The sequence below is a fragment of the Halobacteriovorax marinus SJ genome, from assembly GCF_000210915.2.
Classification (GTDB): Bacteria; Bdellovibrionota; Bacteriovoracia; order Bacteriovoracales; family Bacteriovoracaceae; genus Halobacteriovorax; species Halobacteriovorax marinus.
In genome coordinates, this window is the sequence record NC_016620.1 from 1,586,350 (window position 1) to 1,610,177 (window position 23,828).

10 protein-coding genes are annotated in these 23,828 nt (G+C 36.7%); 5 read left to right on the forward strand and 5 right to left on the reverse strand.

Annotated features, from left to right (window positions below; genetic code table 11):
* Window positions 1-7 precede the first annotated feature (7 nt).
* On the forward strand, window positions 8-979 hold the full coding sequence (gene purM / locus BMS_RS07665) for a phosphoribosylformylglycinamidine cyclo-ligase (protein WP_044557401.1): 972 nt from the start codon (window positions 8-10) through the stop codon (window positions 977-979).
* On the opposite strand, the gene BMS_RS07670 is transcribed toward purM, so the two are convergent.
* Window positions 976-1,896, reverse strand: coding sequence for a class I SAM-dependent methyltransferase (locus tag BMS_RS07670; RefSeq protein WP_044557402.1), 921 nt, complete (start codon window positions 1,894-1,896; stop codon window positions 976-978). The two genes, purM and BMS_RS07670, sit on opposite strands and share 4 nt — an antisense overlap.
* A gap of 46 nt (window positions 1,897-1,942) precedes the next feature.
* On the opposite strand from BMS_RS07670, the gene BMS_RS07675 reads away from it, so the two are divergent.
* Window positions 1,943-4,441, forward strand: coding sequence for a hypothetical protein (locus tag BMS_RS07675; protein WP_014244239.1), 2,499 nt, complete (start codon window positions 1,943-1,945; stop codon window positions 4,439-4,441).
* On the opposite strand, the gene BMS_RS07680 is transcribed toward BMS_RS07675, so the two are convergent.
* Complete coding sequence (locus tag BMS_RS07680) at window positions 4,398-6,722, reverse strand: ATP-binding protein (RefSeq protein ID WP_014244240.1); 2,325 nt, start codon at window positions 6,720-6,722, stop codon at window positions 4,398-4,400. The genes BMS_RS07675 and BMS_RS07680 overlap by 44 nt on opposite strands.
* Before the next feature lie 64 nt (window positions 6,723-6,786).
* A complete protein-coding gene (locus tag BMS_RS07685; RefSeq protein WP_014244241.1) occupies window positions 6,787-7,917 on the reverse strand; it encodes a hypothetical protein in 1,131 nt (376 codons plus the stop codon).
* Window positions 7,918-8,135: 218 nt separating this feature from the next.
* Between BMS_RS07685 and BMS_RS07690 the strand changes: the two genes are divergently transcribed.
* The 3 genes from BMS_RS07690 (at window position 8,136) to BMS_RS07700 (ending at window position 13,347) form a co-directional block, all read left to right on the forward strand.
* Entirely contained in the window at window positions 8,136-9,110 is a 975-nt protein-coding gene (locus BMS_RS07690; protein ID WP_014244242.1) for a hypothetical protein, read from the forward strand.
* Between the two features lie 23 nt (window positions 9,111-9,133).
* Window positions 9,134-12,148, forward strand: coding sequence for a hypothetical protein (locus BMS_RS07695; protein WP_014244243.1), 3,015 nt, complete (start codon window positions 9,134-9,136; stop codon window positions 12,146-12,148).
* Between the two features lie 110 nt (window positions 12,149-12,258).
* Entirely contained in the window at window positions 12,259-13,347 is a 1,089-nt protein-coding gene (locus BMS_RS07700) for a C1 family peptidase (protein WP_014244244.1), read from the forward strand.
* Window position 13,348: 1 nt separating this feature from the next.
* Here BMS_RS07700 and arfB read toward each other — a convergent pair whose 3' ends face one another.
* Both arfB and BMS_RS07710 read right to left on the reverse strand, forming a co-directional pair.
* Window positions 13,349-13,744, reverse strand: coding sequence for an alternative ribosome rescue aminoacyl-tRNA hydrolase ArfB (gene arfB / locus BMS_RS07705; protein ID WP_052590624.1), 396 nt, complete (start codon window positions 13,742-13,744; stop codon window positions 13,349-13,351).
* Between the two features lie 3 nt (window positions 13,745-13,747).
* Complete coding sequence (locus tag BMS_RS07710; RefSeq protein WP_014244246.1) at window positions 13,748-23,824, reverse strand: tandem-95 repeat protein; 10,077 nt, start codon at window positions 23,822-23,824, stop codon at window positions 13,748-13,750.
* Window positions 23,825-23,828: the final 4 nt, after the last annotated feature.

The window sequence follows — 23,828 nt, forward strand, 5'->3', positions numbered from 1 at the left end:
GTTTTTTATGCAACTAAGTTATGAAGACTCTGGAGTAAGTATTGCTCGTGGAGAAGAATTTGTTTCAAAGATAAAGAAGAAGGTTCAATCAACTTACTCTCATCATGTACACGCAGGGGTAGGTGGTTTTGCGTGTCTTTATAAAATATCAGATGATAGATTCTTAAGTGCGGGGACTGATGGTGTAGGTACTAAGGTATTACTTGCGCAGAAATTTGATGATCATTCTTCTATTGGAATTGATTTAGTAGCAATGTGTGTGAATGATATTCTATGTACTGGAGCATTGCCCATGTTCTTCATGGATTATATTGCTTGTTCTTCTTTAGATATAGAAAGATCTAGTTCTATTATCGATGGGATCGTTGAGGGGTGTCTTCAGTCTGGTTGTGTACTAATTGGCGGGGAAACTGCTGAGATGCCCGGTCTATATAAAAGTAATGAATATGATCTGGCAGGTTTTGCTGTGGGTGAAGTCCAGGCGAATAATCTTCTAGATGGAAGTAAGGTTAGAGAGGGAGATTACATCGTTTCAATTCCATCAAGTGGTGCTCATAGTAATGGCTTTAGTCTTCTTAGAAAAATATTTAAAAATGACGAGCAGAGGCTTAAATCACTACTAAAACCTACGAGAATCTATATCAATGATTTAAAAGATATTCTCTCAAATACAGAACTCAGTGGTCTTGCTCACATAACAGGAGGAGGAATTCATAATATCTCTCGTATAAATTCAAATTTCTCTTACCAAATAGACTCTTGGCCAGATATTAATGGTTCTAGTTATCAAGAACACTGCGGAGATATTTTTTCTGCCCTTAGTTCTAATGGGAGTATCTCTAGGGAAGAGCAATTCTCTACTTTCAATATGGGGGTTGGAATGGTGGCCATTTCTAAAGAACCTGAGCAACTCCTATCCATCCCGGGATCTATGGTTATAGGAAGAGTTATTAGTGGAAGTGGTAGAGTGATCTTTTAATCAAGAGCTCTAATTTCAAAGCAGACATGAATCTTTCGATCTTTAAAGTCCTCTGGGATTGTCTGATTTGTGATATCTTTTATTTTGTATTTTTCAAATAGACTGGGATTCATTTTAAAGTCTCTTTTATTATTTGAAAAAATTAATAATCCATTATCATTCAATCTCTGCATTGATTTCTCAATAAGCTCATTGTGGTCTTTTTGAATGTCTAGAGTCTTTTCTGTTCTCTTAGAATTACTAAATGTTGGAGGGTCTAAAAAGATGACATCGTATTTATTTTGGTCTTTTGTTAAGAAGTCAAAAACACTCTCTCTAATAAAATCATGCTTAGAAAGATCAAGGTTATTTGCCTTGAAATTATCTTTGCTCCATTCTAAGTAGGTATTAGATAGATCAACATTTACTGTCTCTGCTCCCTCTAGGGCCGCATGGACAGAGACCATACTAGTATAACAAAAGAGATTTAGTAGTTTCTTATCCTTTGCTAGGGAGGCCATTCTTAGTCTCATTGGCCTATGGTCTAAGAAGAGACCCGTATCTAAGTAGTCAGTCAGATTTATAAGAGATATGGCAGAACCCTCTCTTGCTTCAAATCTATTCTTAGTAGAATCAAGCTTTTCATATTTCTGATTCTTGGTTTGTATTGCTCTCTTTTTTATAATTAATTCATCTTCAGTTATATTAAAGATTTCGCATAATCCTTGAATTACTTGATGGTGATTGTCGGCCATGTGGGCGTCAATTTTATCGATTCTTCTATCATAGATAAGTACTTTATCTTTATAAATATCTATAAGATAAGGGTAGTCAGGTATTTCTTTATCATAGAGCCTATAGCAATCAATATTATTTCTCTTGGCCCATTTTCTCTTATGCTTATAATTCTTGATCAATTTATTTTTTATTTCACTCATAATATTTTCTTATTTAGTAATACTTCTATTTACCGATACTTAGATAATGATATTTTCTCTTAAATATACAATTATTCTACTGCTCTTTGTCTCCCTTGCCAATGCTATGGCAGAGGATGCTACTGAGTCTACAAATATTCTTTGTCAGGAGCAAATAGGAAATTTTACTTCGAGCATTGCCGCGCAATTAGGTGATGATATTTCACAGATCGCTCCTAGTTCTTGCTTGAATTCATTGAGTTTTTCAGAGCGCTGCAAGTGTTTAAGTGATCTAGAGTATAAACTTGATAAAGAAGAGCAGCGAGAATTAGCAAAGAAGTTACACCGTCAATATCTTGGATACCATTTAAAAGAGAAAATGAATGATATTAATGAAAAGTACTTTTATTATAAGAAGCTCTATTCAATCTTTGAGTTAGAATTACCAACTTGTAAAATTAACCGAGAAGATCGTTTTAGATTAAGTGAGATTATGCCGGATAATCATAGACGTGAAAATCTTAGGGATGTCCCAGGCAATATATTTAAATCGAGTAGGTCATTTTCTCAGAACTTTCGTGGTCTTAATAATTCTAAAGTGATTTTTAATTCAGAATTAAGAGAAGATTCATTAATAGCTTTTCTGTCTAAGGTTCTAGTACTAAGCATAGAAGATGGTGTTATTGATACAGGTAATGTTGAAGAGGCTTATGAAGAAAATATTGATGAATTTATTTATACCTATACATCTATTAAGAAAGTCAATGAAGAGAGACTTAGAGAAGACGTTTTCCAATTATTTAATTTATTAGGTATGGCCCTTAGAGAAGCAGATATTGAAGCTGAAGAGATGCCTACTGATTATGATCAATTAAAGGAATTGGTGAAGACCACATTTAATTCTTTCTTAACCGCTGGATTTGATAATTACGAACAATCTTGTTTATCTTTACAGGAGGATGTTAAGGATACAATTAAGTATATCGATGCTCCCGTATTCCACCTTAAGAATATTCTTTTTGATAGCCTCAGTGGATCGTTAATCAGTGATGAATATCTAGAGGGGAACGGGAGGAATAGACCTCGAATTAACTTTCTTCTCTGTGAAGGCTTTAAGAAGTATATCCCAGAGGTCTTTGAAGATTATGATCAAGCATTTGAAAGGTTTTATAGTTTAAGAAGTGATTTTGAAATTAGTTATGATGGTGAGACTTTAAAGATCTTTCCAGAGAGTGTTCCACAAGAAATGGAAAGAGCTCTTGTTAAGTCTCTTGTTCAAGAGAGGGCAGCTGTAGAGAGTTTTATTTCGGAAGTGAAGCGAATCGAGCTCAATTTTATTGATATGGAAGATCCGTTAGATACTTCAACACCGACATCGGCTGTATATGATAATATGGATAATCCAACAATGGTTAGAATTAATAGAGAACCTATTAATGGAGAAAAGCCTACAAAGCTTCAGACTGCAAGGACAAAGATCCTTGATACTGTTACTAATATTGTCAATAGAGTAGATACACCAAGAAAAGTAGTATCTATTAAGGAATTAGGGACAAAGGCATCAGACAAAAGCTCTAAGAGTACATCGGATAAAAAGAAAGATATTAAAGAAGTAATAGAAAATGTTGAAGAGAATAAATATAAACTTGATTTAGCAAAGTCTCCCAATCTCTATAATTACTTTTCAAATTCTGGGATTACTTCTCTAAGTAATTTTTATAAGTTTGATTATAAAGATCCCTATTCTATTTCATCCGCTGTCAAAGTTGCCTCAACTAGAAATATTCCAATTGGAAGAACTTCAAGTCCAAGGGGAGCTAAGGTCAAAAAGCTTAAGAGAGATTCCAATAAGAGAATTCCAGACTCTATCAAAAAGTATAACGATTTAAATGATATTGATTACTCATACCTTGACGGCACTAAGAAAAGAAAGAGAAGTAATTACTCTATTTCTGAATTTGCTAAATATAGACCTCGAGTTAATAGTGAGGGGAAAGTGACTCAAGGGTCTTTTGCTGAAAATAAAACTAATGAATTTAATGTGATTGCTCCCAAAGAAGAAGAGAAGAAGAGCTTGGCCAATCAAAGTGGAAAAATCTCTAAAAGTGATGCTAGTAATGTAGCTCCTACATCGAGTTCTGGAACATCTGCTACATCGATTAATCCGACTGGTGTTATGGCGACTTCTGATAGCTCTAGAGAGGATTCTCCTTCTGAACGCCTGTCGAATGAAGTTTCTAGCGTAGAGACTACGTCTAATCCTAAGGAGAAGATTAATGCATATATTTCGAAGAATTTTCTTATGGAAAGAGAGTTTAAGGAAATTGAAGATCACAAATTAAATGACTATAAGACTAGTGATAATCTTGTCTATGTCTTCATTGAAAGGGAAGTGAAGCATATAAAGATTAAATACTTGCAAACGTATAGAATAGACTACGTCGATGGCAAGTACTATAAGAATTTATTATCAACTGAAAGTTTATACAGGGTTGAAATGACTCCAAGTAAAATTAGAGTCATTAATGATTTCTTTGATCTAAAAAGAAAAGGTGTGATTCTATAAGACTTATGCAATCCTCTTTTAGAAATCTAGCACTCAATGTTCGCACATTAATATCACTATCAAATTCCCAATTAGTCATAAGATAATCATCAAACTTTCTTCCTGACTCCTTGATTATTTCAAGTACCTCTAGTCCATTCAACTTTCCTCCCTGAAGATTTAAATTATAGTCACATAGTAGAAGAGAGTTCGAGTGCTTATCAATATTTTTGAGTAGCTCTTCGCCACTAGTGTAAGAGTGAAGTGAATAGTTTAAATCTGAGAAGTTCTCTTTTATTGCGATTTCGAAAGTTGTCTTCAAATTTAAATTTGTTAAAAGGTCATCATTGCAAGTAATAATATCAATTCTTTGATCTGATGAGTAAGTTTTAGGGACTTCATCAGTCTTATTTTCTATTTCTTTGTTTAGATCTGAGTCTAATTCAAAGAAAAAAGATGTTGAGTTATTTTCTTTGTTGGAATCAACCCAAATATTATTTCCGTGAAGTTGTATTGTTTTCTTACAGCTTGCTAAACCTAGCCCTGTTCCATTAGGTTTTCCTTTTGAGTAGAAATTATTGAATATCTTTTCTCTATTTTCTTTTTCAATATAGGATCCAATATTTGTAATTTCAAACCTAGTCTTCTTTCCTATGTCAGAAATATGAATGAAGATCTTTGAAGTACTCTCAATTTCTAGTGCATTTTGTATGATATTTGCGATGACTCTAATTATTCTTGGAGCGTTACAGTTTAAGCTGCTCTTTGAATCATTTTCTATACTGATTTCAACACTCTTATTTTCAATCGCTATTAGGTCTATGGCCTCTTCAATAATTTGTTGAGAACTATGTGTGCTTAATTCAATGGCACCTTCCTTAGAGAAATCAAGTAAGCTCGAGAGCATCATTTCAGAATGAGATATATTAGCGTTAATTTGTTTTGAAATCTTCTTTAAAAGCTCAGGGCTTTTTTGATAAGTTTCAATATTTTCTAAAATAGAAGAGATTTGAGAAAGAGGCTTTCTAAGATCGTGGGCCATAGACTTTGCTGTAAAACTAATGGCCTTATCTTGAGCAGAGGCTATTAGCTGCTCTCTTTGCTTTTCTATGGTCTTTTCATTAAGTCTAAACTCTAAGATGCTATTAATTGCTAAGAAAATAAGTACAAAGAAATCGTAGTAATAAAGTTTAGTGAAATCTTGGAGAGTTACAATGATGAGAGAAAAAATGAGAAGAGTGAATAGTATCGTCATTATATAAGTGAGATAGACACCTTTCTTTTGTCCAGAGATTGATTTTCTAAGTTTACTTCCAACGATGTAAAGGGAAATGAGAACAGGGAATATAAGAAAGAATGAATTTACAATTTTAAATGAGTGACCTTCTGGATTAGGCATTAATTGAATAATTGTGACAATAAAGAAAAAGAGACCATGAAGGATGTAGATATTTCTTATAGTGTTCTTAGTATGTATTTTAGCAATATCTGCAAATACACAGATAAATACAAGCGACCAAGAAAGTCTTAAAAGTATGAAGTAGTAATAGACATAACTATGATCAATAAATTCGAGTGATAAGTAACTGGTTAAAAAGATACTTAGGCTTGAAAAGAGGGCTAAAATTCCTTTTTTCCAATAGAGCTCTTCTTTTTTAGAGAGAAATTGAAAGAGAAGAAAAATAATAACAAAGGTAAAGCTAAGCATTATATAGAGTAGAGGAGTTGTAACCTTCTCTCTCTCTGTATGAAAGAAAATATTTGTAAGCGCGCTTGATTCACCAAGGAAAATAAGAGTGTTAAAAAGGTAGAGGTTCTTGTCCGCTCCCTTGGTAACGAAAATATACTCTAATGTCTTATCTTTCGCTGTTAGCTTTAAAGGGGATTTTATGAATTCTTTGACTCCTGCTCCGCCTCTAAAGTCCCCGAGATGTCCATCTTTGGACCAAATGGCGACCTCTTCAACATCGAGATAGCTAAAGAGTATGGCAAGGGGTCTTTCTATAAGATTAATTTCAGGTAAGAGCTGGATAGATAATTTAAATATATTCTCTCTGTCTTTTGGAATAAAGTCTTTTTCTATCTTCTTCCACTTAGAATTAAGAAGTTGTGAATGGCAATCTTCGCTGCAACTCTTTACTTCTTCATGAACCTCAAATTGATAGGTATAGCTTGGAAGAAGAATGATTTTCTCTCTCTCGCTTTGAGTAAGTGTTGCGTTCAAACTTGAGACTGTTAAATAAATGCTAAGCCCGACTACTGCTAAAATCACAATAGATGAGATGAGTCTAATTTTCTTCATAATTTATTATAGTTGGGACTATGGGAATGAAAAAGAGGGGAAGAATTCCCCTCGAAGAATTCTATTATAGTGGGTAGATTTGGTAGGCGTGATTAATCAATTGCTCGGCCCACTCATACTCTCTTAAAATCACTGGAGCATTTAAGTTTGTCTCTTCTCCTGAGTTCGTTAAGTCGTAGTCATAGAGAGGCATATCAGGGTCTGAGTAAATAGAGTCTCTAACATAGAAAACACCTTTAGAGCTACACCCTCCATTTGCTTGGTAAGAGTCTTCAACTTGCTTACCTCTTCTTCTGAAATTCTTTGCTTTTCTTAAAAGCTTCTTCTTCTGCGCCTGAGTTTGAGCAAGATTAGCTTCTTCTACGATCTCATCAGCACGCTTATTCATTCTCTCGTCATAAGTTCCAACAAATGGGCAACCCTCTGTGCTTGCATGATCGTTAAATCCTACAATCATAGTTGCATGCCAAAAACCAACGTGATTATAAATAGCAAGTACTGGGGCATTTCTCTTTTTTATCATTCGCTTGATTTTAGAAACAATATCTTTAGGCGCTGTTGTAACATTCCATCTATTTTCTGCAGGATCTTTAAAGATGATCTCTCTTTCAAATTTTGGAAGTTTTACCATAGGAGCATCTAGGTTCTTATATAAACTAATCCAACTAAATGGAACTCCATAATAGGCACCATCTTCATTTTCTAGTGCAGGAACTCTTTTTCCATTAACTTTCTTGTACCAACCTTTAGTGTATCTATAATCTTCATTTCTATAGATTTTACCTCTCTTATTAAGAGCGTAAATCATATCTGTTGGCCAATAATTTAAATCATTATCGAGTCCTTCTTTAGAGAGGTTCATAAAGTATCTCTCTGAAAGGTCTCTATCCTCTGATGAAGTGAGTTGTGGATTCATTTTAGCATGCCACCATTCAACAATTCCTGTGCTACTCATAAAGAGACAGCTACCTGCATTTTCTTGATCTGGTGAAGCTGTTACAAATGGAAGCAGGTCATTATATCCACCCTTAAAAGAGTTGTGATCAGGGGCAATGGCCTTAGAGTATACAGGTCTTGTTCCCTCTGCTTCAGTATTTGGGTACTTTGCGCCAATGATAAAACGTGAGTTTGGCTTGGCCCAAGTTGTGTTTAGAGTAGTAAGTGATAGTGCTAGCAATATAAATAGTTTAGACAATTTCTCTCTCCTTGAAGTGGAGCAAAATCTTAAAATTGATATTTTTATATGTCCCGTTGCTTTGCGTTGTATACGAATTGATAGCTCGTAATTTCATGTACTTATGCAAAAAATAAAAAATAATACTATAGTTAACTACTCAGGTAACCGTTAAGACAGTTGAGTATTCATTTATTCAATTAATTATTTGGTAGTGAGAGACCAAAGAAGGGGTTTTAATGAAGAAATGGAATAGGAGTCTTCCTAAGATATTAGGTGTTGTAGCGCTTAGTTGTTCTCTGCAATTTAGTGCATCAGCTTCGAGTATCAAGTTAATTGATATTCTTGCTAACGAGTCAGGACTAGGACAATACTTATCCAAGTTTGGTATTCGTGGCTCAAGTGCTACACAGGTTAAGAGTTATGTGAATAATTCTATTGCTTCGCTCTATAAGTTTGGAAGTGCAAAGCCAAGTGCTGCAACTTTAAGAAGACATGTGGCGAATCTTCCGACAACATCCAGTAAAGATAAGAGATATAAAGACGCTCTTTTAAAATTATTGGCCAAGCCTGAAAGTGAGCTTACTGAAGCCGATATTGTAAACTCTATTAATTCTCTAATTTATCTCGCCAATAGACATGGAAAAAATAGTGCCGCAGTTTTAGCGTGTACAGCATGTGTAAGTGAATCATTAAGCGCTAAGGGTTTTAAATTTACTTTAGAGACAATGAATAACTCAAAATCTAAGGAAGTACTTACTAAAATTCTTCCATCTAACCCTAGAAGTCTTACCAATTATATTAATACAAAGTTAGCAAAGCATAAGATCGGTGATCTTTCAAAGTCTGGAAAGTTAGTTGCTTCTGAAGAGGAAAAGGCCCTCGGACTTTTTCTAGGTTTAAAGGAAGTGGGTTCTAAAGACCAGAGAGATCTAATCCGCGCGATAGAGAGTGTTTCTACAAACTCAGCAGGGAAGATCAATATCGTTGATACTGCTAATCCTCATAAACTTTGGAAACTTTTTAGTGAAGATATTTCTGAAAGTGAAATGGAAGGGTGGACAAAGCTCTTAGATGAAGTTGCTGCAAACTCTAAAGGTGTGGATAAGAAGAGAGATGTATTCTTTGAAATTCTAGAGAAGAGGGCAAAAGATAGCCCTGAACTTCAAGATAGAGTTCAAATTTTAAAGAATAAGAATTGTTTTTTTCAATAAGAAATTTTTTAAAGGATATATAAATGAGTAACAAAAAGAAGAATCATTCGTGGAAACAATTGCCAGCATATATGGCAATGTTATCTCTTCTCTACAATTGTTCGAGTGTAAGTACAGGGCCTAGGTATCTTGCTGATGATAGTGGAGGCCCTAAATCGGCGTACGATGTGTGGGGATTATTGCAGCAAGGTGCAACCCAATATACGGCCAATGCTGTTCAAGTTGGTGGTGAAAATATTGATGGCTTTAATGCTGGAATTACCTTTGGTGCTGAGAAGGAAGCATCATCAGGTCTGATCACTAGGATTATGGGGCCAAATGGAGAGGACTTTAAGAGATATATTTCTAGTCTACCTGATGAGAAAAGAAAGGAGTTTATCTCTGACTTCTTAGATAATTATATTAAAAATGCTAATGGCTATAGAACATACCGCACTGAAGAAGGTGTGAAAGTCGATCTTGCAAGTGATGTTAAAGATGTTGATGGAAATGCGAAGGTTATTGATCTTGAACAACTCAAAGGCATCGATTACAAGAATGCAAGCTTAGAAGTCTTAGATGAGAAGTTTGCAAAATTTATAGATATGACTGAAGACAGGCCAATGTCTTTCATTAAACCATCAGTAAAGATGAAACTCTTTAAGGCCCAAATGCCTGGTCTTTCAGGAACAAATTTTCCAAAGAATTATAGATCATATATTACGAACTTTGGCCTAGCTCAAAAATATATTGAAGACGCCCACGGCCACTACGGTGGTGTTGGTGGTGGTTGGGAGCTAGGCTTCACTCCACAAAATAGTTATGCTGAATTTGAAGAAATGGTCGCGTGGTTTAGAAAGTCTCTAAAGAACGCAGGACAAATTTTTCAATCTCCTGGTCACCAGAGAATGGTATTTAAGGCCCACGCCGATTTGCCTGAGGCAAAATTAGCAGAACTCTACCGTGGGATTCAGGCCCTTATTGTCATTGACGGAATTAAAGGTGGAACTGGAATTGAGAAGGCCAATTACAAAGGCGTTCAAACAGATAATGGTCTTGCGAGTCTTAGAACTTCAAGAGGCGTGATTCGTCTAGAAGGAGCCAGGTGGAAAGAGGGAACTCACGGCGTAGAATTTAGAGCAGGTACTAAAGATCTAAAGCTTGCAAGATTCTACCAAACAGTCCTCGCTTCAAGAGTTTCGGCCAATGACTTTAGTGGGCTAAGCGATATTGGAGATTGGTCTCTATGGGATGGAAATGTGCCTTCGGCGCAAACTCTATCAGAGAGACATGGTATTACTACTGATGTCGCACAGAAGGCCTTAGATAATATCAGGGCCGGTAGCTTGAAGTATGAATTTACACTTCCTCTTTGGGATTGGACAGATGCTAATAATCCAATTGTTAAGGCCAATAAGAGAGCGATTATTAATTCTCTTTCAAAGGACTTCTTTGAACAAGTGGCTGCACTTAATCCAGAAAGTGCTAGTATAGAGAATGAAGTGAGAGGTCTTTTAAGATCTTGGACAAAAATGACTCGTCTATCTGATGAGTTTAGAAGATATTTACAGCCTAGAAGAGGTCTAGATACAGCAGCAGATCTTCTCCAATTTAATTTGCCAGAAGATGGAAGAAGATTCGTGCAAGATATCGTTGATGTAAATAATATTGATCTTGGTATCGAATATTCGGGTAAGATGCCGATGATGGTAAATGCTGAATTTACTCCGGATAAGCTACCAGATAATAAGAAAGCGTGGATCCAGACATTTGGTGATCTCTCTGAAGATGAGAGAGAGGCGATTATTAAAAATGTTGCTGAAGACCTACACCGCTCTCTAGGTGGAGATGGTGTTGCCACTAAAGTTGAAGGTGGTGGAGGCCATGGTCACGGTCTAGAATTATCTTATGAAATTCGCGATCCAAAAAATAGAAAGTGGATTGTCGAGTGGGATGGTATTGGTAGAACTTACACTCCAAATGGAGATGTGATTGATGGTTCAGCTAGAGGTGGTTCAATTGAATTAGTGACACCGAAGTTCACACCTGAGATTGACGATATTTCTGCAGTCTATGATTCTTTTAGTAAGAATAATATTCTGCCTAATCTTCTCTCTGGTGGTGGCCACATCAATATTGACTTAGCTGCATTTGATGGAAAACCTAAGGAATTAGCAAGATTTCTAACGATCTTTCATGAGAATAGATCAATTATGTCTCTTATGTTTCAACACGTAAATCGTGTTAAAACTTCTGAGCCTATAGCTATTTCTGATACCCTAAGGAATCAATTAAAAGATTTCAATGGTAGCGAAGATGATTTAAAGAAACTTCTTTATAATGAAGAGTACTTTAATACTCGCTATGGAAGAAAGTCTAGATATTTACAGTTAGATATGTCGGCTTACTTTCAAGATGTGATTCCTGAAGAGTTCTTAACGGACGACTTTGATATCTCTAATCCTACTGTGCCTTGGAGAAGACAATTTAGAGTTGATCCACGAATTAGAAAGGCCGAGTTTAGAATGTTTAACGCTCCAAGAGATGCCGCTGAATCTGCACTTCAGATTAGACTTGTAAGAGCGATGTTATCTAAGGCGTTAAATGAAACTGATTCTCTATCTGGTAAAGTACAGAATGTTGGTCACGTTGATTATCTAAAGAATCCAGCTAAGGCCTATGAAGACTTAGAAAAACTTTGTGCTCAGCTCGGTCTAGAGGTTGATGACTTCAAGCCAGCTGTTGCTGAAGGTTTATCTGAGACTGACTTGGCCACAAGATCAATTTTCTTTGAGCCATTTGAGCAGAAGATGAGAGTTCACCCTAAGCAAGTTGGTTGGGGAGACGCTGTGGCACCTAGAGAGACGGCCATTGCCTCTGAGGGAAGAGTATGGGAGCCTGGAGCAGCTGATGAGTTAAATACTATGACTCACGAGTTTAGAGTCCAAGCTGCTGAAGAAGGTGAGCGTAGAAGGGCCAATATCAGTCCTGATCGCCATGTACCAGGGCAGTTTAAGCGTACTGATAGCTGTGTTGATGCCATTGGTCCACTACTATAATTAAAATGAGTTTATATCCTAATGAAGGCCCCGTTCTGGGGCCTTTTTTATTTGAGTTTGACAGAGTGTTATAATGATATAAGAATTTCCTCCTCTAAAAAGGAAATTCTATGTACGCAATCTTCTTATCACTTTTAATAAGTTTCAGTGTTTTCACATATGCCGATGATATTGGTTATGAATCTCCTTATATTTATGATTCTCCAGCGCTCAATGATCTCGCCTATGCAAAGTATTTGGCGCCCAAGTCCAATACTCAAGATCTCATTGCACTACAGACCTCAGTTAAATCACAAAAGTCTCGTGGCACATGTACAATGTTTACGGCCATGGGCCTATTGGAGCATATTTTAATTAGAGATCATTCCTATCCAAGAGATATAGATTTCTCCGAGGAATGGATGGAATATATTATTATGAGTTCTAAGACAACTGAGGGCTCGTCTATTTCTAAGAATTTAAAAGCAGTACATAAGTATGGAGTTGTTTATGAGAGCACGCTTCCTTATATAGGTAAGAGGTGGCGAGAGCTTAGTGATTCACCTCTAGCAATGAGTAGGTGTGGAGAGTTTAGTGGTACTCGTTTACAGAGCTGTCTTCTTGGTCATAGAGATCCCTATTTACTTAGAATGTCAGATGAGCAGGTATTAAGTCTTGGGGACGCAGAATTTGTGACTATTCGAGATGAGGCAACGGCCCTTAAGGAAGAGATTGTTTCAAAAATTCTCCCTCTAAAGAAATCTTACAAGATAAAGAAACTCTCTAAGGTAAAAGAGTTATTACAAAAGAACCAATCAGTTATTATGGGTATAAAGCTCTTCTATGGTTCTTGGAATCATAGCAAGACGGATAAATTAAATATCCAAACTCGAAATAAGAAGAAGTGGTATGAAGGGATTGTGACTTACCCCGAAGTTGGAAGTTTTGATAGAAGAATCTCTATGGAAAAGGGTGGAGGTCATAGTCTTATTCTAGTTGGCTATGACGATGAAAAAGTCATTCATTCAAAAATGAAGATGGAAGATGGAACTTGGAGAGAGTTTACTTATAAAGGCGTTTACTACTTTAAAAATTCATGGGGTGTTCGCGGAAGTGGTAGAGATTTCACTTTGGATGGAGAGTCTTTCCCCGGATATGGGATGATTTCTCAAAAGTATGCCCATGAATTTGGATCATTTTACGCAATACCAAGTAAGTAAATTAAAATTTCTCTTGGCGCATTTTCTTGATATGTCCTTTGAGTTTCTTATTTTTTATTCTCTTTTCTTTTGAAGATCTCGTTGGTTTAGTTCCTATTCTCTTTTTTTCAAACTCTTTTGCTTTTTTGCACATCTTTAAAAGTTTTCTCATGCACTCTTCTTTATTTAATTTTTGAGTTCGATGTTCTTTGGAAGAAATTGTAATACTTCCATCTTCTTTAATCATAGATGGAAATTTCAATTTGAAGTTTTCTTTCTGGCGATAAGTGAGAAGCTTTGTATTGTAGATATTCCAGACGAGGGTGGCCTTAGTATTTAATTTATTAACATTTTGGCCACCTTTGCCAGAAGCTTTTGAGAAGCTATATTGAATTTCTTTACTGAGCTCTTCCAACATCAATTAAGGTAAGAAGTACTCAGCGATTCCATAGAGCCCGTTCTGCTCAAATGGGAAGATGATAGAGTTATTAGTAGGGTTATAATCCATTTTCAGTCCTCTACAACTGAGGTTTGAAATTGGCCAACTCATTACATTTAAGTCTGTATTCGTTGTTATATTATGCTTATAGATCTTTCCTCCATAACAGTAGTAGAGCATATCTGTACCAGACTCATTAATCCACAGTGCAGAATCATCAATATTTCTTGCTGTTTGAGCAAGCTTAACAGCATTTCCACCAGGTGTAATAGACCAGATATGGCGCTCAATTCTATAGCGACCAGCTAGAATCCATCTTCCATTGGCAGCGTCCCACCAAGCATTTGATCCCCAAGAGTCGTAGTAAGGCATCTTACAAGTAGCCGCAGGACTTCCTGAACTACAAATTCCAGAGTATCCACCTGTATAGGTCTCTGTTCCATTTGTTCCCGCTACGTGAGACTGAGTAAAGTTATTTGTGGAATCATAGGCCTTAAGGGCAAAGTCTTGCCAGTGCAGATCTGGAGAGTAATATCTCATTCTCATTGTTAAGACTTTTCCATCTCCGTATCCAATTGGAAGAGCGTGAGATTGATTTCCTGATGTTGATCCGTGAATACTTAGACCTGCTACGTCATCTCCGTCCCAGAAGTTAGTAGATCCACTACCAATAATTCTCTCCCAGAGATTATTTGATCTATTTAATCGAACAATATCACCGTTATAACCTCTTCTAACCATAATATCACCTGTGGCCTTATCAACTACCCAGTATGACCCGTTATAGAACGGTTGTAGTTTGGGATCAGTCGTGAAGTTCTGATGACCGTAGTTCCCATTACCTGCTAAAATATTGATATTTCCTTCTATAGTGAACTCTTTAAAGTAATACGATCTTGGATCTGCTGTAATAATTTTTCCGTTATCAAGTCTAGCGACAGTATCAATATATGAGAATCTCGCGTTAAGAGCATTTACATTATCCCCATAGGCAGGGTGTTGCCCAAAGAGAGTGACCACTTTTCCATTAGAGTCAACGGTTCTAATCTGACCTGCATCAGTAAAATATATCTTACCTGTCGCAGTAACAAAGATATCTTGGATGTCCATATTACAAGAAGTAGCATTCGTTCCATCGGCACAATTTCCTCTTGTACCTGAACCTAGAACTTTAGTATAAGTTCCATCCCAATTATTTCTCATAACATAATTTCTATCAATAATCTGGTATGAGTTTCCATCCATACCTGTCACTTTAAAGTAGCGATAATATCTATAGCTATCACTGTAGAGGTCATTTCTCGCTACAAATGTTTCTGGGTCTAAGAATGCTCTAGTGTAGCGGTCATTATAGTCGTTACAAGTTCCATAACTATCTTCGTGATAAGTTTGAATATCTACACCTGTAAGGGCAGATGTCGTAGGGTTGTAGGCGAGACCAAAGTGAGAAATTCTACACTCAAGAATATTTTGTGACGCATTTAGGCCATCCCCAGTTCCTGTCACGTATTTAGAAGTAACTTGTCCTGTGGCCGCTTTATAAATTCTAAGTCTATAGCTTGCTGCATTCCAATTTTTAATTCCATAGTCAGACATAAAGTAGATATCTCCATTAGGAGCAGCAAAGAATGGCATATTTCTAGAAGACCATGAATTTGAAGAATGGGTATAGATACTTAAATCTAGTGGATTTGTAACTGTATCCCCAGTATCAGATCCTCCACCAATGATAGTTTCAATAGTAGGAGTCGCTTGGTTGAGGTCAACTCTTCTAATTCTATTTGTATCTAAAATAAGTAGTCTATTTTGAAAGTCTAGAGCGATCTTCGTCGCAAAACGAAGTGTTGCATTGGTAGCAGCACCACCGTCTCCAGTACTTGTACCCGTTTGTTTGATAAAGATTTTTTGCTTACCATCTTCAGGATCTACAACAAGAATACCTCTCTTATAGTCAGCAAAGTAAATTGTTCCATTCTCTGTTACAACAAGTGTGCCTGGATCAGATTCAGCTCCATTTTTTCTAGTAAAGAACATTGCTGAAATTGCAGAACCACCAAGACCTGATTCAGTATTACCTGCAATAATTTTAATAGTGTCAGAGTTTAGTGGGTTAGAAATTGACTGTGCACTTAGAGCGGTATCATCAGTAACCTTAACTCTTACTTTATATGAGTCATTAAGAGGCGATCCACCAGTCCACTTAAAGCAACCTTCGTCCGCCTCAAGAGTATAGCCTGTACATCCATAATTAGTTCCCGCATCTAAAGACTCAGCACCTGAGATGAGAGTAAAGTCGATCTCATTCGGTGTATAGTAGATCTGTACAGCACCTGATGGAAGTGCAGAGTTATCTGTTATTTTATAACGGATATAGACGTCAGAGCCTGCTGGAACTGCTGACTGTGCTCTCGTTGGTGGATTTGGTGTATTTGGTGCATTGGCAGCAATAACATCTGCTACTGCTGGCGGCACACCCGGATCGTAGACTCTTGTTATCTTATCTTGAGTATCAGTACCAATTCCAGAATTAGAAAGAGTTGAAATATTAGTCGCCTCATCTTTAACCCAAGCATAGACAGGAATCGATACATTAGTATTCCATCCTAAGAGGTGATAGTAATTACCACTTAAATTTAAATTCTGAGAAACAGCTAGACCAATAGATGGGTCGTTAACTGCTATCCAACAATTATCATCAACAAGAGGAGCTGTCGTATCATTACTCTTAATACAAATATGAGAAATACCAACATTGGCGTTCTGACTCGTTGCCGTCATACTCATCGGTATATTCGGGTTCTTTGTCGGATTAGGAGCCGTTGATGAGAGAGCACTTATTGTTGGAGCATCTGTTTCTCTATGCCACGTCCCAACTACTGTCGTTGTATTATTAACAGCATTTGTTTGCCCAAAATTATAAACTCTCTCAGCGTCAGTAGTCTCACTTGTTGTGACCCAACTCCACGTTCCAGAGGCACAAGAAGTTGTTGTTGTCTCTGCTCCTGTTATATTGATCGTCAGTCCTGCTTCACAGGCGCCTTCAAAAGTAACACTGTCACCATTTGTTTTAAATGTATTGCTGGCAATAGAGAGAGCTGGACCAGTCGTATCTCTTGTCCATGCGATATTAATTACAGAAGTATTTCCTGCTGGGTCACTTTGTGTAAGAGTAAAGTTTCTTAGACCGTCACTTGAGTATGTAGGAGTTGTCCAATTCCAGTTAGTAGATGAACAACCAATTGTACCTGATGCATCACCTGAGATAACAATAGAGTTCGTCCCCTCACATGTACCACTAAATGTTAGACTGTCGTGGTTTGTTGTCTCTGTAATTGTATCGCCTGCATTAGCAGTATATGGACTTGTCGCTGTAAACGGAGGTGGAGTCGCATCTCTATCCCAAGAGAGAGAAAGTGATGTCGATGTATTTCCTGCACCGTCAGTTTGTACTAGAGAATAAGAATAGCTTCCATCTACTGTCTTAGGAGATGGTGTCCAACTCCACGAACCTGATGAACAAGGGAATGACGTTGTCTCATCACCAGTGACTGAAATTGTATAAGTTCCTTCACAAGTACCACTCCATTGATTAGGAGTATTATTCTTAGTAAAATCAGGTGAAGTACCACCTGTCTTAGTAAGAGTAGGTGCAACTTCGTCTCTAATAAGAGTTCTTGTTACTTGAGTAATATTACCTGCAGTATCTGTTTGAGATACATTAATAACTTTATTGCCGTCTCCGTTAGAGAAGTTAACAAGCTGTGAGAATGTTCCTGAAGAACAGGCTATATCAAAACTTGTTTGGAGATCACCACTGAAGTTAACATTAATACCGTCTTCACATGTACCATCTATTGTTGCTGATGATGTGTGGTAACTTCCGTTTGCAGGGCTTGTAATAGCAACACTTGGAGCAGTAGAGTCAACTTCAAAATCAACGGAAGAGACACTTCTTGAGTTACCAGCTAAATCTGTGAAATCAACTTTGAATTTAGCATTTGTGATATCTAAGCTTGGAGTGGTCCAAGAGTAATTAAATGGAGCGCTAGAGAGTGGACCATTTGAGGAGGCCACTGTTCCTAGTGTCGACCAAGTTGATCCGTTGTAGAACGAAATAGTGTAGTTAAGTGAAGTACTAGAGTTTAGCTCAGTCGTTGTCCAATTCAGTGTATTGCTCGCGCCACCTTTAAGAGCGACTGGGTCTGTCGTTGCAATAGATGGAAGGACTGTATCATATGTTACGTCAATATCATTTGATGTAAGAGAAACATTCCCGTAAACATCTTTTGACCAAGCTTTAATTGTATGAACGCCTTGATTCGTATTTGCTAGTGTGTAGGCCATACTCGCAGCGCTTGTATTACAACTTTGCCAGTTTGCATCTCCACTGGCCGGTCTAGTACCTTCATTAAAGAGAAAGTCTGGTGTATCTGTACAACTTGTTGCTGTGAATGTATTTGCTGTTGAATTTGTATAGAGTGCGGAAGCAAGATTAAGAGCAGGTGCCGCAGGTGGTGTCTTATCACTGACATTAATAGTAACTGTTTGTGTTGATGCAGCATCGATAGTGCCGTCGTTAGCTATGAATGTGAAGCTATCTGTACCGTTGAAGTTGGCGTTAGCATTGTAATCACAAGTTAGATCACTTGAGTATGCACCAGTGGCTATACAATTTGATAATGTTCCATTTGATGGAGAAGTGATGATTTTATAGCCTAAAGAGTCTCCGTCTATATCAGTTGCATTTGAGAGTGTGAGCGATAAAGTCACATTGTCATCTGTACTAAAGACTTGATCACTTGCCATGACTGGTCTGTCGTTTACAGAATTTACTGTTATAGATACCGTTGTATTTGCCACACTATCAAGGGCCGAGTCATTAACTTTATAAGTGAATGAATCTGCACCATTGTAATTCGCATTTGGTGTATAAGTACATGATCTATCTGTACAGCTTAAGAGTCCATTACTAGGATTTGCGACAATAATATATGTTAGAGCGTCACCGTCTACATCTGTACCTGCATTAAGCGTAAATCCATGAGCAGTATCTTCATTTGTTGCAATAGACTGATCATTCGCTTTAACTGGAGCGTCGTTTACTGGTGCCACCGTGATTGTCACTGTGCTTATAGTTGAGTCATATTGACCATCATTTACTTTATATGTGAATGAATCACTTCCATTGAAGTTTAAATTAGGAGTGTATGTACATGAGCGAGATGTACCTTCTGTACAGTTTAATATTCCATCAGTAGTACTGGAAACGATAATATAATTTAATGTGTCACCTTCTAAGTCACTACCTGCATTAAGATTAAAATTTAGAACTGTATCTTCATTCGTTGTCTCTGCTTGAGTTGCAGCTAAAGTAGGAGCATCATTAACAGCATTGATCGTAATAGTTACAGTATTTACCGTCGAGTCTAGGGCACCGTCATTTACCTTATATGTAAACGAGTCACTTCCATTATAATCTGCATTAGGAGTGTAAGAGCAATCTCTAGCAGTACCTCCAGAGCATGTTAGGGTACCATTAGACGTAGATGAAACTATAATATAGCTTAGTGTATCGCCATCTATGTCACTACCTATGTCTAAATTAAAGTTAAGGGTCGTATCTTCATTTGTTGTTTCACTCTGTGTCGCAGCAAGAGTAGGAGCATCGTTAACAGCATTAATTGTGATACTTACAGTTGATGTCGTCGCCGATTCAAGAGCACCATCATAGGCCTTATAAGAAAATGAATCAGATCCATTAAAGTTAGAATTAGGTGTGTAATCACATATAATATCACCATTCCAGCTTACATTATCAATACAATTTGTAAGAACACCATTAGTTGGTTGTGTTGTAATTTTATAAGTAAGTGAGCCTATCGCAGTTTCTTGATCGGTTGCTCCGTTAAGAGTTACAGAGTAGAGTGTATCTTCATTCGTTGTGAAACTCTGGTCCGCTAGCATTACTGGTGCATCATTTACAGCGTTTATTGTAATAGTTACCGTTGAAGTCGTTGAGTCAAGTTCTCCATCATTCACTTTGTAAGTAAAAGTTCTTGTACCATTTTGATTTGGTGCCGGTGTATACGTACAGGCAGTACTCGTTCCCCCTGTACAACTAAGTGTTCCATCAGATGGGTTTGAGACAATAATATAAGAAAGAGGTGAAGACTCTACATCAGATCCAGCTGTTAAATTGAAGTTAAGCGCTGTATCTTCATTTGTTGAAACACTTGAAGTCGCTGCAAGTGTTGGAGCATCGTTGACAGCATTTATAGTAAAGCTAATTGTTTGATCGCTTGAGGAGTCAGTTACTCCATCATTGGCCCTATATGTAAAGGAGTCTGATCCATTGAAGTTTGAGTTAGGTGTATAAGTACATGTTAGATCAGTAGAGTATGTTGCTGTAATACAATTGCTTAGTGTTCCATTTGTTGGAGGAGTGATTAGCTTATAGCTAATAGTTTGTGATGGAATATCAATATCGGTCGCATCATTTATTGTGAAATTAAGGGCCGTATCTTCATTAGTTGTAAAACTCTGTGCATTGGCAACGACTGGTGGATCGTTTTCTGCACTGATATTTATTGTCACTGTCGCAGTAGGAGAGTCAGCACTACCATCATTTACTTTGTAAGTGAAAGTCTCTGTACCATTATCATTGTTATCTGGAGTATAAGTACAAGCTCTAGATGTTCCTTCAACACAATTTAGTGTTCCCGCCACTGGGTTGGAGATAATGATATAATTCAATGTATCACCATCAACATCACTACCTGCGTTTAAGCTGAAATTTAATACATTATCTTCTTGTGTCGAGACCGTTTGAGTCGCAGTAAGTGTAGGCGCATCGTTAATCGGATTAATAGTGATATTGACACTCACTGTATTAGAGTCAGCAGTTGAATCATTTGCCTTATAAGTGAATGAATCACTTCCATTGAAGTTCGCTCCAGGGTTATAAGTACAAGTTCTTCCTTCTGCTCCTCCACAACTTAAGACACCATTTGTCGTTGTAGAGACTACACTATAGCTTAAAGTATCTAGATCAATATCTGTCGCAGCGTTAAGAGTGAAGTTTAGAGTTGTATCCTCATTCACTGATTCAACTTGACCAGACGCTAGTACAGGAGCATCGTTAATTGCAGCAATATTTATTGTAACTGTAGCATCTGATACTGAATTTGTTTCACTATCATATGCTCTATAAGTAAATGAGTCACTACCATTGAAATTAGCATTTGGCGTATAGACACAATCTCTATCTGCAATCCAATTTGTTGTGTCTATACATCCACTTAGTGCACCATTTGTTGGTGGTGTAATGACCTTATAGCTAAGAGTTTGGGCCGGAATATCAACGTCTGTAGCCGCATTAAATGTGAAGTTTACGGCAGTATCTTCATTAGTATTGAATGATTCATTACTTCCTATAACTGGAGCATCATTTACAGAATTTATAGTTAATGTAACAGTTGTTAGTGTAGAGTTTGAACTTCCATCATTTACTCTATATGTGAATGAGTCACTTCCATAGTAATTCGAACTAGGTGTGAAATCACAATTTAAATCTGTATCATTTTGTAAACAATTAGCGAGAACACCGTTGCTAGGGGCCGATACTATTGAGTAGGTAATTGGGTCACTATCAATATCAGAACCGGCCGTAACATTAAAGTTAAGCAAGTTATCTTCATTAGTTGAATGAGAACTATTGGCCGCAGCAGTAGGAGAGTTATTAATAGAATTAAAGTTTAGATTTGTCGAGACAACATCACTGCCACAACTCCAACTTAGAGTTGAAGATTTAGCACCTTTTGTATTTGGTTTAGGTCTTACTTCAATCGTACAATTACTAGAAACCGCGAGATCATTTACACCACAATTATCACTTATTAATTCGAATTCAGTTGCATTAGCACCGCTCAATGTTGCATTAGTACACTGATCAGCACTGGCCTGACCACTATTTGTAACTGTAAATGTATGAGACGTACCGTTAGATAAATTCAATGTATCACTATAGTTGTGACTTGAAGGAGATATTGCTAATACTGGCTTATTAACACTAATATCTCCACTCTCAAGAATAGTTTGATTTGAAAGAGAATCTTCAAAAGTAACTCTAAATCTTGCATTATTTACAAGAATATTTGGGAGCGCGTAATCCATATCAAAAGTTTGATTATTTATCGCACCACTAACAGAGTTAACACTGCCAATATTTGACCAACTCGAACCATCAAAGAAGTCTACTATGAAATTTTGAGTGCCGTCATTATTCTTTTCTGTAACATCCCATTTTATATTGATTGTTCTGTCAGCCCTGTAATTTGTTGCTAATGAATTAAACGCCATTGTAGGAGAGGTTCTATCAACTTCTAAAGTAAGGATACTAGCAGAACTAATTTTTCCATTGATATCTCTTGCCCAGATATTTAAGTCGACATCACCATCTGTAGTTTTTTGAATAGTGTAGTTTAGAACCTGAGTATTTTCAGATGTACAAGAGATGTTAAAATCACCATCAGCAGGATAGTTATTGTCTTCTGTGATGGCCAAGTTTTCAAAAGTCTCACAATTTGCATAGATTGACGGAGAAGTTTCAACTCCCGTATTTATATCTAGTGCGATATTTAATGTATTAGTAGGATTTGTATTTGCAGTATTAAGTGCAAAGCTAGGTGCTGTAACACTAAATAAGTCTTCTACTGGGATTGTATATTCGAGTTGGTGATAAGGATTTGAAGTATTGATATTTAAGTCACCATCGTTCTTCTTACCAACTTTCAAAACAATATTATACTCATCAATTGAATTTGCACTTGGAGTAAATGTCCATGAAGCAGTATTGGCCACTAGTGCTCCGTTTAGGTGCCACTCATAAGCCGTTGTGTAGTCACTGCTCCAGTGTTTCGTATTTATAGTAAAAGTATAATTTGATTTTTCTTTTATGCTCTCTTGTACGTCAATAGAGAGAACTTCAGGGGCAGCATTTAATAAATGTTCAGGACCATTGCCTTCAAATGATTCTTGAAATTTTGCTTTTAGGGCCAAGCTATCTTTAAGCTTTGTATATACTTGCTCCTCAGTATAGTCGGGTGCTGTATTAAGCTCTAATTCTATTGTCGCTGCATGCAGTAGATTAGAATCAATTTTTTCAATATCAATTTCAATACTTGTTCTAAGAATGGTCGAGATAAGTGTTGTTGCTGGTCCAAGGTTTTGCTCATCTTTAAAGCTTGTTACAATACGTTGGTAATTTGTAGGACAACCTGAAGTTCTAAGAATATATCTCGTCGGAACTTCAACTTCGAGATTTAATGCAAAGGGATCAAAGCTAAATTCTGTATCTGCTTTTAGATCTTCTTGGTTAATTGGGTTATCCGCTATTACTGTCATTGTATTAACATCAAATAATTCAATCTTTGGATTCACACAGGCTGCTGCATAAGCAGTATTAATGAGGTTATTCCTTTGATGATGAGTAATAGAGCCAAGTAGTGCTGGAATTCTACCCTTGATAATTGTTGGAGTTGATTTACTTCCACTTGTGGCCGCTGCTTTCTTAACTGATGTAGTTGGTGCAGCTTCTTTATTTGTTGAAGAATCACTTGTATTACTTATTCCAAATACCTTAGTTGCTTTCTTTCTCTTTTTCTCACTTCCCTCAACTAAACTAAATGAGTCATCAGGCATGTAAATAGCACCTGAGTCGTTTTCAATAATACTTTCAATTTTATTAGCTGTTGCAAGGGCCTTGTTTAGAGATGGTTTCTTTTTACTAGATTTCTTCTTTGATTTTAATAATGGAGTAGGAGTTGCACTTTCTTTCTCTGAACGGCTTGAAGAGCTGATAGTCTTTTTAAATTTATTTGTAGTTGTGTCTTTTACAGAAGCTGTTGATCTCTTAATGAGTTTGTAATTCTTCTTAAATTTTCTAACGACTTCTTTTTCTTCTCTATTACTTTTTGATGTTAACTCATTCTTAATAACGACAGAGCTAGCTATAATTATAGCGAGTGAAGCAAAGGAAATAATAATCTTACTTTTTAACACTTAG